This is a genomic window from Pseudoalteromonas sp. MMG005 (genome assembly GCF_018101015.1).
Taxonomy (GTDB): domain Bacteria; phylum Pseudomonadota; class Gammaproteobacteria; order Enterobacterales; family Alteromonadaceae; genus Pseudoalteromonas; species Pseudoalteromonas aurantia.
In genome coordinates, this window is sequence record NZ_JAGJEK010000005.1 from 186,497 (window position 1) to 198,847 (window position 12,351).

Below are 12,351 nucleotides of genomic sequence, written 5' to 3' on the forward strand. Positions count from 1 at the left end.
AATAGCGCGTTATTTGCGAGCCATTAATAACAATTAAAAGACAATAAAAATGGTATTATACGATTTAATTAGTCGAAACATTAAAGTTAAAAGAAGGACCTTTGCAATACTTGGTTGTATTTCAGGGTTAGCCAATGCATTGGTATTAGCATTAATAAACAATGTGGCAGAGAATATTTCTGATATTCATAAAGAAAACAATATTTTGTATTATTTAGTATTGTTCTCTTTAACGATTGCGATATACGGATTTACCCAACAACGATTAATGACCAAAGCGGCTAGAATGGTTGAGAAAGCCATTGATGGTTTGCGAGTAGAACTATTTGAATGCGTGCGTCATACCGAATTATCAACCTTGGAAAAGATTGGTAAAGAAAAGATTTTTAATACCTTAAGCAAAGAGTTACAAACCATTTCTCAATCAGCGCAGTTGTTTGTAATTATTGGGCAATCAATTAGTTTGGTATTTTTCACCTCTTTATATATTGCTTATCATTCTGTCACTGCATTTGTGGTACTCACCGCACTGATATTATTAGGCGGCAGTATTCACCGCTTGCGCGCGGATGAAATTCAAAAGAATATGCAACTGTCATTTGAAAGTGAAAATAAGCTGATCCAGCGTTTGTCCGATTTACTTGAGGGGTTTAAAGAAGTTAAGTTGAGTGTGCCAAGAGCGCAAGAGTTAGAGCATGAATTTGCCATGGACTCAGCGCGGGCAAAACGCTCAAAAACCACCACGCAAACGCTATTCGCAACAGATTTTGTATTGTCGCAAATTACCTTTTTTGCAGCCACTGGGGCAATGGTGTTTGTGGTGCCGGTATTTTCGAATGTATATACCGATGTGGTGATAAAAGTAACTACGGCATCGCTATTTTTAATTGGACCTATCACCAGTATTGTGGGAGGTATTCCCATTTTTACCGCGGCAACGGAAGCTGGGCAAAATGTATTAGCATTAGAAAAGGAACTTAAACGGGAGCAAGCGCAGTATAGCCGTGAAAATGACGAGCAAGCACAAATCTCTTCCTTTAACGAGATACGCCTTGCGGGGGCGTATTACCAACATAATCGTACACCGGGCGACAGGCCTTTCTTTGTTGGCCCAGTAGATTTTGAATTAAAACGCGGACAAGTTACGTTTATTACCGGTGGTAATGGCAGCGGAAAAACTACCTTTATTAGAATGCTGACCGGTTTATATGAACTGCAAGCAGGGCAACTTATACTGGATGGGCAGCCATTAAACGAACGATCATTAACGGCATATCGCAGCTTATTTACCGCTGTATTTGCCGATTTTCACTTATTTAAACAGCTGTATGGGATTCATAATACCTCACAGCAAGAAATAGACGAATGGTTGACATTTTTAGAAATGAATACCAAGGTCGCCGTGGTAGATGGAGAGTTCAGTACCATTGATTTATCGTCGGGACAAAGAAAGCGTCTCGCGCTGTTAAGTACCATATTAGAAAATAGACCCGTGTATATTTTTGATGAATGGGCGGCGGATCAAGACCCTATATTCAGACGTAAATTCTATGAGCAAGTACTACCAAGACTTAAAGCAAGAGGGAATACTGTGATAGCGATCACCCATGATGATGCATATTTCCATCTGGCCGATGTGCATTTAAAAATGGTAGAAGGACAAATAATGGCACACCAGGAAGTTGAATCTGACGGGGTATTATCATGAATATTGTATTTACACCTGATACCACATTGGTCGTACTGGCGGGTTTATGTGTTGCGTTATTGGTTACCAATATTGGCATGCGTATTCTTAAGCGATATAAACCCAATGTGCGTAAGCAAATATTATCGTGGCGTTTTCGGGCAGGGATCACACTCCTCATTTTTATGTTTTTAGCGGTGGTGTTGATCCCCGTGATGTTTATTAAAATAGACTCGGGTGAAGTGGGCGTTTTATGGAAGCGGTTAGGTGGTGGTACTTATATGCACCAACCGTTTGATGAAGGAACGGTGTTGGTGATGCCATGGGATACGCTGACCATTTACTCTAGCCGCTTTCAAACGGCCCATGAGACGGTATTTGCTATCACAGCACAAGGCTTGCGGATCACCCTAGATATTACCGTGCGATATCGGCCAGTGGTTGAGCATATTCCCTATTTGCATAAATTGGTTGGCCCTGATTATTTAAACGAAACAGTGTTACCTGAGGTGAACTCTGCGGTGCGTATGATTGTCTCAGGCTATACCGCAGAAGAAGTGTATGGGCACCAACGTACAGAAGTGCAAAATGCACTACTGAATGAAGTATTAAAAGAGTTAAAGTTGCAAGAGCAAACCATTTTAGAGCAAGAGGAAGACTCTGAAAGTTTAATGAGGGGCCATGCGTTAATTAACTTAGATGATGTATTGATTAGACGTGTTGATATACCAGAGAAAGTACATAACGCGATTATTTCTAAAGTGAACCAGCTGTATTTAAATGAAGAGTATGAAATGCGTCTAGAAGTGGCAGATAAAGAAGCCATGCGCAAAAAGAAAGAAGCCAAAGGGATTAAAGATTTCCAAGAAATGGTTAGCGGTGGAATTTCTGAAACTTACCTCAGATGGCGGGGCATAGAAGCCACGGTTGAACTGGCTAAATCAAATAATGCCAAAGTGGTTGTGATTGGTAGTGGCAAAGATGGGTTACCCCTCATTTTAAATACTGAAAGTTCGCAAGGGCCCATTATTAGCCCTCAGGCAGCCCACGGGCAAAGCAAAGAGAAAACGCATAGCAAAAGCTCACCTAAACGGCCCGAAAGAGAATATGTAAATACCGATGACAAAGAGCTGGACTTACAAGCGGGTGAACCCCTTAGCAATGGGCATTTATCGACGACCCAAGCAGGAGAGGTGTTGAATAAAAAGTAATTAATGGCAGGGTTAGTCGAAAGTAAATAAGCCGCTGCTGAGGTTCTCACTTTAGTAGCGGTGGTGCTAAAACATTCTCTTGTGTTTAATAAGTGCTTAATGAGTGTTTAGGGACATGATTAGCATGTCTGCGTAGATAGGGTATATTGACTTAACGTAGGTGTTGAGGTTGCATATAACAAACGAATAGGTACAACGATTTTTTTACCAAGGAGTAGAGCCGTGCTAACAGAAGCAGTAAAAGCGTCTATCAATGAAAGTGTGTTGTGCTGGTTAGCAACGGTTGATATAGATGGCGTGCCAAATAACTCCCCCAAAGAAGTTTTTTTAGCTCATGGTAATACAGCAATATTGATTGCGGATATTGCCTCTCCAAACAGTGTTAAAAATATACAAGGTAACGCCAATGTGTGTGTTAGCTTTGTACATGTATTAAAACAAAAGGGTTTTAAATTAACTGGAACTGCCACTTACCATCGCAAAAGCACTCCTGGTTTTGATGAATTATTTACACACATATACCCAATCACAGGAGAGCAATATCCAGTTAAAGGCATCATTCATATTGAGATTACCACTGTTAAACCAATTGTAGCCCCAAGTTATTACTTACAGCCAGATCTGACTGAGCAACAGCAAATCGCCAGCGCGCGCAAAGTGTATGGTGTTTAAAGGGTGTTACTTCTAGAGACAATGAAATTAGCACGAACGAGTTAGCTGTAAAGTTTGCTGCATTAAATCAAAGTGTTAACCTGCTTAAGTGTTCGGGCTAGAAAAGTACGTGCGCGGTGAAAATATCATTGATAAATCAGCGAAAATTAGCTCTAATGGCAAGATAAAACGCACTGAGTAATGCAGAGATGGCTTAAGCGCGAAAGACAAGCCGATAAAATAGGCGTAAGACAAGTTACGCCACTAAAAGCAAATTCCTGTAGCATAAATGACACCAACTCTGACACACCGAGCTGGTAGCGGCTCAGTCCAATAAGCGATTATGCAGCACAAACAACATGCTGTATAAATACTAAGTAGTTATGCTTTCGTTGAAGTTTAGCTTTATTTATAAATTAGCAGTAAATAAAAGGGATTTTGTATGAAAGAAGATATAGCGGAGTTAAAAATTGAGTTTAAGGCTAAGTTATTATTCTGGAATAATATTAAAAGTAAAAAACTTAAAGTAGCTTTAATATTTCTGTTTGTTGGTCTTATAGGTTTAAAAGTTTTTACAACAGTTTTAACATTTGACTGGTTAGCAAGTTTTTTTAATTAACAAAATAATTGGACTCCTAATCTCTACACTGTGATAGAAGTTATTTTCGGGGTTCAAGTATGAATAAGTTAAGAGTTGGCGTCGATTAGTCCTTAAACGGTTATTTTTGAAGCCTGGAGTTCAAAAAGACAGGAACAAATCTCTTGCATAATTGTGTCGCAATGGTGAGCGTATAGTTATGTGCCTGTCCTTTGTTACTCCCGAAAACACATGCCCAAAGGTTTACCTTTTGAATTAAAGTCCTACTTAGAACTGGTAGAATTAACTGGCCGATGTATGCGAACAGACAAGCGCGGCGCTATCAACCCTATCAACTCTCCAATTTTAGACAGGCTTAGCATAGCCCCAGAAAACTGGCAAAAACTCACCACCCAATTTACCAAAGTATTCCATGGCGCAGTAGGGCGACCTCAAAAGCTAGATAATTATTGTGCGAGCCTAGAAATAAAACGGCGAGCTAATTACAAGCAGTGTGAAAAGTTACTAGCTTAACTTTTAGGCCATTAAGGTAATCTCTAGATAACCAATACATCATGGTTTGGCGGGTTAACCGTGCTTTTTGGATGCGTATAAGTTCAGTTTTTTATATTTTTGAGCTTATAGTGCATGTAGTTAATTCGATTTTGCTACCTAAGCGATATTTCAGGTTGAACATTACCTGCTTATTGGTTTTAGTTTTTTGAATGGGTGTGACTGTCCGTTTCTGTCCGCTTTAAATCGCCAGTATAATCAAATGTAAGTCTCGGCTTTACAACGAAATATCAGTTTAAAAAGTTTGGGGACGTTAGTGTAATGACTTGTAATACCTTTCCTTAAACACTTTGTTATATTTGTCTAATCTAAAAAACTAATGGCATTTAAGTGAATCGTCAAATAGTTTGCTCAATATGACAGTTTATCTAATTTTCATATGAAATAATAAATAGGAGTACAGCCATGACCGTTAAAAGAACACAAAGAAAGAATTTATTAAATCAAAGTTTAAATGATCAGAGCTCTGATTTATATTGGTACAACGAAGCAAGTAAGGCAATGCGTAGTAAAGATGTAAATGATCCAACATCCTGGGGGTGGTGGGCAGCAGTGCATCAATATGCAAGTAATGTCTCGCAGAATCAATATTGGACAAGCACTGATGTTAATGGTGAGCGCTGGGTTACAAATTTGGATAATATGGACCAAAGTGGCAACGCTCAATGGTGGGCACATTGCCCTCATGGTGATCCGAAATTTTTACCGTGGCATAGAGCATATATTTTGGCTTTTGAAAATGCGCTATTACAGGTTATTAGCACTTTACCAAATGCCCCTGCTCAGTGGGCTATGCCATTTTGGGATTATACTACCTCAGGAGCTGAAGGTTTCAGTTTACCGCCTGCATTTAAGGTGAATAATAACTCTCTTTATTTTTTGAATCGGTTTCTCCCATTTAGCGCTGAGCAATACTATTCAGCTACTGTTACATCGACAGTAGATGAAAACTTTGAGCAATATAGATTTGCTATAGAAGGTATGCCGCATAACGTAGTTCATACCGGGTTAAGAGGCGCTATGCGAAGCATACTAACAGCAGGTTTAGATCCCATATTTTATACCCATCATTGTCAAATAGACAGGCTATGGGCTATCTGGAGTAGCATTAGTACTACTACAACCACATACAACAGTGATGGGTATTTTAAGTGGTTATATGTAGAAGATGGAATAGTTAAAGCTAAAGATGCCAAAATAGCGTTAAATGATTGTATGTCTACAACAGATATTCCAGTAACCGATTTAAGTGACAACTTGCTTGATACACTTTCTTATGATTATGAAACCGCGCCATTTGAGCAGCAATTCATCAATAGCGTTTTAACACAGCGTACAATGAAAGCACCAATGGCGAGCGTTTCAAGTATTAAAGGTAGATTACCTATGCCTGAAATTAAGACCGATGCTTTAGAGCAATTAATTTTCGCTTCATCCACACGACAAGTTAAAGTCTCTAATAGCTCTGAACAGGTTGCTTTAAAATCTTTAGAGCAAAAAAGTTTAGCCAATACTCTTGCATTGACTAGAGAAGTTAGTAAGCCCGAGCAAATTCATAGTTTAACTATACATATAGACGGCGTAGTTACTGATGGTGATTCCGGAAACTACTTGGTGATTTTAGATGAGTTAGATGAAGGAAGCGCTAATGTACAGAATCGTTGGCAAATTGGTTATGTATCCTTCTTTGGCTCCACTGTTGAAGATGGCAAAACAGCTCTAACTGGTGGTAAACCAATGTCTGTACGTTTAGCAGTACCTCATGAACATGCTGATCAAATATGCGGCCAATGTATGAATAATAAACGTTTGGCAGTAAGCTTAGTGCCAGAATATGAAGGTGCTGATTATGGTGTCGCTTCTATAGAGAAAATTGTCTTAGAGCTTAAAACTCAGAAGTGATTAATCTCAAAAAGAAGGATTAAATATTATGATTAGTCAGCACGACCATAAGGTAAATAGCTTAAGTCAGATTGTTGAATTGAGTGCAAAAAAAGTGGAACTTGCTTTGCACATAGAGCATGGATACGTTCGCAAATTTATGTACTATATGTTGTTTTTTGTTGTTTTGTTCGTTGCTTCGTGGTGGATGTTGATTGATCATGACCGAATGATGAGAGCACATCAGCATATGAATCATGGTCCTATGAGTGCCGGCGCTAATGCGCTGCATTTGTTTTGGATGATTTTAGCCATGATGTTGCCTATGATGGCAAAACATTTAGTATATATTGCTAAATCTCTCAATATGCGACATCGCTTGCCTGCCATGATGTTATTCATATCTTGCTACAGTATTTTATGGCTATCGGTTTTGATTCTAGTTAAATATTTTGTGGATTATAGTGTGAGTTCGTATCAAATAACTTACATGAACTGGCAGTATATTGCCGCAGTAGGGTTTGCTTTCGCTTGGTATTGGGGAAATCACCCTGTGTTAAAGCAAGCTAAAAACCATTGTGGCTCAAAAGGCGTAATTCAAGTTTATGGAGCGAAAGTTTATAGCAGTTGCGGTCTTTACTCTCTAAAGGTTTGGCTCTATTGCTTTGTTGAATGTGGTTTAGTGATGGTATCTATGGTTATGGTTAATCAGCACTCAGTGGGTTTTATGATATTGATAACAGCTATTTTGTTATATGATAACTTTCTAGTTATTACGAAGTGGCGAAGCGTGAGCTGGCTTTGGTTGCTGGTAGCTCTTGGTTTAATTGTTGGTATGCTGTAGACCGATTCTATATCTGAGGATAAATATAAAAATGCCGCTCGGTGATAAAGAGCGGTATTAATTTTTTTTAGTCTACGAATAGAGGAGGTTTAGAATTCTGTGTCACAAAACCAAATAGGACAGGCACAAATTTCTTGCATAACTTGGTTGCAATGGTGAGCAGTTATATGCGAGTGCTTTGTTACTTTCTTTTTATTTTTCAAGAAAAACAGATTTATCCACTCACTCACTCACAAGAAAAGCTTAATGCGGTTGCAACATAATTAAATGAATGATCTAGGAAAACACTGAAATTTGAAACATCATCACACATGACTGAAAAGGGAGTTGCGATCATTACTTGAATCTACAAGGGCTTTTTTGTCAAAATAAAGCAATAGAAAACTGCCTCAAAAAAGTCGCTCAAAAATAATGAAGTTCAAACTAGAAAACCATTAAACAATTGAATCAAAATAGGAACTCAGCTAAAGTTGAGGCATCAATAAAATAAATTAAAAACGAGTAATTCTACGGGCTCGTCAGGCTTTCAGGTGAAATATTTGAATTTGGGTAACTGGGATAGTGCGCTATTTAAAAGCTTGGTCACCTCGAGCTTATTAATTCCTATCGCTTTTTTAACTGATTCCTATGAGCCAAGTGACTTTGAGCTATCCGATTTCTTTGGTTTGTTAGTTTCATTTTTGCTTTACTTCGGTGTGTTTTTGCTAATTTCGCTCATCGGTTGGTTATTGATAGGCTTTCCTATTCATTACCTTGTTTGCAAGTTTAAAAGCACAAACTACTTTTATTATGCATTTATACCTAGTTCCTTTCTTTGTATTAGTTATTTCACTAAAGGTCCTTGGCTGTTGGCGTTTATAGCGTTGATTCAAGCTTTATTATTCAGGTGTTTTGTATTTAAAATCAAAATATAACAAATGTATTAACGCATGGGCTAATAAAGTTTGGTTCGTGCTTCACCAATTATAGCTAAGCATTATTAGTCCGTTGAGGTTATAGAATTACTCTGGTGTTGATTATGAGTGGCGCTATATGTTAGAAGCTTAGTATCTGAAAGGGTAAAAAGCGATAAATAATTTACGTACAAGCATGTGTTTACCCTTATTGGGTTAAGACACAGAAAGGGTTTTTATTTATTACAAGTTTTACAGTTTTGTTAGGATTTCAGGAGAGTTATGAGTTATTTAAAAAGCATTGTAATTATAATTACGTGTTGGCTGAATAGCGTAAATGCAGAAAACATTTATGATGAAGCCAGAGATAGAACTATCCCAGTAGAAATTGTTTTTCCTAATAATATCGAGCTATGCTCTACTCACGTAAAGTGTCCAGTGGCCTTTATAAGTGCTGGATATGGCGTGTCGCATACTAAATATACTTTCCTATCTAAGCAATTTAACCAACTCGGTTACCTTGTTATTGCAATAGGTCATGAGCTGCCAAGTGATCCCGCTTTATCTATTTCTGGTAATTTATATGAAACACGAAGTGAAAACTGGAGTCGAGGAGCAAAAACACTAGACTTCCTAAAAAACTTTTTAAGTAAACGCTATATTAACTACGATTTTGAGAACTTAACACTAATAGGTCATTCTAATGGCGGTGATATTTCAGCGTGGCTAGGTAATGAAAACAAGCGTTATATTGAAAAAATCATAACGTTAGATCACCGGCGTGTTCGTTTACCTCGTAATAGTGATTTCCAAATATTATCTATTCGGGCCAGTGATTTCCCAGCAGATAAAGGCGTCTTGCCAACAGCAACTGAACAAGAGAAGTATGGAAGTTGCGTAGTAAGTATTGCTAAGGCAAAACATAATGATATTACAGACTTTGGTCCTGAGTGGTTAAAAGAAAGAATTAATTCCTTAATAAATAATTATTTAAGTGGATTTCCTTGTTCGAAGCTAACAAAAACTGAACAAACCAATAAGGTAATAGATACCATGAGACAAACATAAGATAATCATGGCTCGCAGAAAGCAATTAAAAAATGTTGCTGGCAATATCGCTCAATGGTGTTTAAGTCGAAACTTTGATTATGAGGGGTATTGGGCAATAGGCCAGTTTTATGCTGAGGCGAAAGCGAATAGTACGAATGAAGTTGTTATAAACTTAATTGAACAATTTGTGTCAATTGCCCAAATTGGGTGCAGTTTTCGTCGGCGATTAAGTTGATATCCAGTATTCTAGAACGCGAAATAAAGGCTAACGACATACCAGGGCAGTGGCTGAAGAATGTGAGTGTTACCTTTCAGTTTGATACTGAATATAAACATAAATGCCATTTTTGGGGCTCTGGATTAGGTGGCAAACCATGTATGTGTATAGTGAAAATCACAACGGACTTAGATAAAATTTATTCGAAAGAATTCGGTTGTACTGTGTGGGTGCATAACCCTAAAAGAGAACAGCGTCGTTATGACTTCTAATAAACGCAGTTAATTAGGAGTAATTTGGAGAAGAATGCTTAGGAACAGACATAAACGATTTCCTTTAGAAAAGAAGCTTGATGTAGTTGCACTGAGTAGGGTCACAGTTAACGATTAAGTAGGGCAAGATAACGGACGATAGGGGTAAGTTCAGATAATAGGTGTGCTATTAATGTTCTTGTTATTCTTTTAGCCAATCATCAACCAATACAATAATGTATCAGCAGAGATTTTAATATTCACATCGTTAAATCGTATTATAGAATAAAATCGAGCTCTAAGTGTTTAATATAAACAACTTGCTTGGACCTTTTGTGGGTTCAAAGTAAATAAAAAGTATGTTATGTTTATTCATATTAGCCGCGCGCTTTAGTTAATTGATAAATTAATTATGACTCAAGTTGGTTTTTAAGCTAATTCACGGTAGGGAAAGCTAACACTTGTGAGAGGGTTATTATGTCTAGGTGGCAGTGTTTCCCACAATTAACATCTGTTTATAACTAGGATAAATAGGGAGATTTAGACTTGTTGAATAAATTTTTAATTACCTTTATAGCTCAGTTTTTTATATTTTATGCGACGTTATCCATTGCTAGTGAAGATAATGTGCTTTATATAAAAGTCCTATCAGAGAAACAGTCTGTTGTAGTAAATGCAAAAATGGGAAGTTCTCATAAGCGCTTTAGAATTAATGAATCAAAAACTAAAATCACTTCAGATTTCGCTAATCTTTGGCATCAATTAAACACATGGGAAATCACCAAAAAAAGCGTCGATGCGTATATTGCAAAATATGAAAGTTTGCTATTAAACCCGATTGAAGGGTTATTGAGCAATGCAACACACATACATTTTATAGTTGATGATGATTCATTTCGTTATGCATTAGATTTAATCCCGTACAAAGGAAAACCACTATTTCTACATTTTCCAATTTCATTTAGCGTCCATAAAGTTAATGTCAATCAGCATAGCTATTTTTCAAAAGTCTGGAGTGGGCTATCAATCTCAGACCGAACTGCAGACCCTGAAAATGCTGTTTCATATTTAAGTGAATTACTGGTAAAAAATAATTACTATAAGATGGAAGATTTAAGTCATGAGGAATTGAGTAAAATGGGCCCTACGGATGTAATGCTATTCAGTCTTCATGGTAAAGGCTCGAAATCGACTGCATCTATGGATTTTAACGGAGAATCGCTATTTGCCAAAGATTTAGCGCATTTTCAAAGTAAGCTAATTTATTTAGACTCTTGCGAAATGGGATCATCTATTGGTTTTTTAAAAGAGCTTAAAAAGCACGGGAATGAATTTCTTATTGCCCCACTTTTTAGCAATGAAGCTGGTGGATCTTCAACTGAGACAATAAAGGGGTTCTTTTCAAACTTACAGGCAGGGGATTCACCCGCTATTGCAATGTATAAAGTACGTAAGAAACTTTACAATAAATATAGCCAATCAGATAATGTAGCTAGCGCGTATTGGAAAGCCTTTCCATTTAGAGTTTTCCAACAAAGGTAAATAAAATAGCAAAAAGAGTGATTTAGATTTTTATTCGTTATAGGTAGAAAGTGTGGCATGCGTAAAATACGCTAGTTTATACATGTCCTTTTTTATAGTTACTTTTCATAATCATGTATTCCGTCAGCGGTCGGATGTGCTGAACCGGGTTGGTAATATTACTGTCAACAAGGTGGGAATAAATAGGTCTTTAGCGGCCAAACGAATGTGAACGGGCGATAGTCGCTGTAAAGTTTTGTACAGGTATGGAAAAATGGCAAACGCGATAGAGTGATGCTCGCTGTTTTTTAACTGCAAAACGTCATTTGAACTAGCTCTAAACCCCCGTCAAATAATGCTTAAATAACATAATGCAGACTAGAATAAAAAGTCACCAAACGATTTAACCGAAATCGGAACTCCACTAGGATTGAGTTATTAATAAAAAAACGGGTAATCTTGTAGACATACTAGCAGGCTAAAAAGGTTAAATGATTATGGAATTTTTAAGAGTCGTCATTGCGACTTTAGGATTTATTGCTGGCACATTCTTAATTATGGGCATGCTTTTTGTCCACTTTGACTGGACATACCTGCCGGCAGGCTTTCTATTTTATCTATTTGCATATGCTGTTTGGCCAAGTAAGCAACGAGATAAGCGCGACTCAGAAAGCACTATAATTGACGCGCTTGAATTTATTGTAGAGCTCCCCGTCGAATCGATAATATGGTTTTTTCGATCACTTGGTCGCTTATTTAGAAGGTCATTGGCCGGTAAAGGAGATGGAGTTGATGTCGATTTTTAATAAATGTGGTTTATCGTGCTGTCGAATTGTGAATTAATGAACCATGCGACACAATCTGCATATTGATAAAGGAAAAATAGGAGTCAATTCACTTGCTTCATAATACTTAGGATAGGTGCTGAGTGGTGATTGTTTTGATGCCGGTATATACGTGTAATCAAATAGTATTGGGAAGCAATAAAAGTGCGC

General features: G+C 37.5%; 11 protein-coding genes and 1 pseudogene. All 12 read left to right on the forward strand.

The window, feature by feature from the left end; all coding sequences use genetic code 11:
• Nucleotides 1-49: 49 nt before the first annotated feature.
• The 12 genes and pseudogenes from J8M01_RS05860 (at nucleotide 50) to J8M01_RS05915 (ending at nucleotide 12,162) form a co-directional block, all read left to right on the forward strand.
• Nucleotides 50-1,708: a cyclic peptide export ABC transporter gene (locus tag J8M01_RS05860; RefSeq protein ID WP_210996953.1), complete on the forward strand. Its 1,659-nt coding sequence runs from the start codon at nucleotides 50-52 to the stop codon at nucleotides 1,706-1,708.
• The gene (locus tag J8M01_RS05865; protein WP_192507131.1) at nucleotides 1,705-2,898 is read left to right on the forward strand and encodes a prohibitin family protein; all 1,194 of its coding nucleotides are present in this window, start codon (nucleotides 1,705-1,707) and stop codon (nucleotides 2,896-2,898) included. The genes J8M01_RS05860 and J8M01_RS05865 overlap by 4 nt, the downstream gene beginning before the upstream one ends.
• Before the next feature lie 222 nt (nucleotides 2,899-3,120).
• Nucleotides 3,121-3,570 carry a pyridoxamine 5'-phosphate oxidase family protein gene (locus J8M01_RS05870; RefSeq protein WP_192507132.1) on the forward strand — a complete coding sequence of 150 codons (450 nt, stop codon included), beginning with the start codon at nucleotides 3,121-3,123 and terminating at the stop codon, nucleotides 3,568-3,570.
• Nucleotides 3,571-3,991: 421 nt separating this feature from the next.
• Entirely contained in the window at nucleotides 3,992-4,168 is a 177-nt protein-coding gene (locus J8M01_RS05875) for a hypothetical protein (RefSeq protein ID WP_211057334.1), read from the forward strand.
• 201 nt (nucleotides 4,169-4,369) lie between these two features.
• Nucleotides 4,370-4,660: pseudogene (locus tag J8M01_RS05880) on the forward strand (transposase); the annotation flags it as partial.
• A 444-nt stretch (nucleotides 4,661-5,104) separates the two neighbouring features.
• A complete protein-coding gene (locus J8M01_RS05885) occupies nucleotides 5,105-6,601 on the forward strand; it encodes a tyrosinase family protein (protein WP_211057335.1) in 1,497 nt (498 codons plus the stop codon).
• Nucleotides 6,602-6,629: 28 nt separating this feature from the next.
• The gene (locus J8M01_RS05890) at nucleotides 6,630-7,424 is read left to right on the forward strand and encodes a DUF2182 domain-containing protein (RefSeq protein ID WP_211057336.1); all 795 of its coding nucleotides are present in this window, start codon (nucleotides 6,630-6,632) and stop codon (nucleotides 7,422-7,424) included.
• Between the two features lie 1,175 nt (nucleotides 7,425-8,599).
• Nucleotides 8,600-9,385, forward strand: coding sequence for an alpha/beta hydrolase (locus J8M01_RS05895; RefSeq protein ID WP_211057337.1), 786 nt, complete (start codon nucleotides 8,600-8,602; stop codon nucleotides 9,383-9,385).
• A 7-nt stretch (nucleotides 9,386-9,392) separates the two neighbouring features.
• On the forward strand, nucleotides 9,393-9,602 hold the full coding sequence (locus tag J8M01_RS05900) for a hypothetical protein (RefSeq protein ID WP_211057338.1): 210 nt from the start codon (nucleotides 9,393-9,395) through the stop codon (nucleotides 9,600-9,602).
• Nucleotides 9,575-9,856 carry a hypothetical protein gene (locus J8M01_RS05905; RefSeq protein ID WP_211057339.1) on the forward strand — a complete coding sequence of 94 codons (282 nt, stop codon included), beginning with the start codon at nucleotides 9,575-9,577 and terminating at the stop codon, nucleotides 9,854-9,856. The genes J8M01_RS05900 and J8M01_RS05905 overlap by 28 nt, the downstream gene beginning before the upstream one ends.
• Nucleotides 9,857-10,381: 525 nt before the next feature.
• On the forward strand, nucleotides 10,382-11,377 hold the full coding sequence (locus J8M01_RS05910) for a hypothetical protein (protein ID WP_211057340.1): 996 nt from the start codon (nucleotides 10,382-10,384) through the stop codon (nucleotides 11,375-11,377).
• 476 nt (nucleotides 11,378-11,853) lie between these two features.
• A complete protein-coding gene (locus tag J8M01_RS05915) occupies nucleotides 11,854-12,162 on the forward strand; it encodes a hypothetical protein (RefSeq protein WP_211057341.1) in 309 nt (102 codons plus the stop codon).
• Nucleotides 12,163-12,351 lie beyond the last annotated feature (189 nt).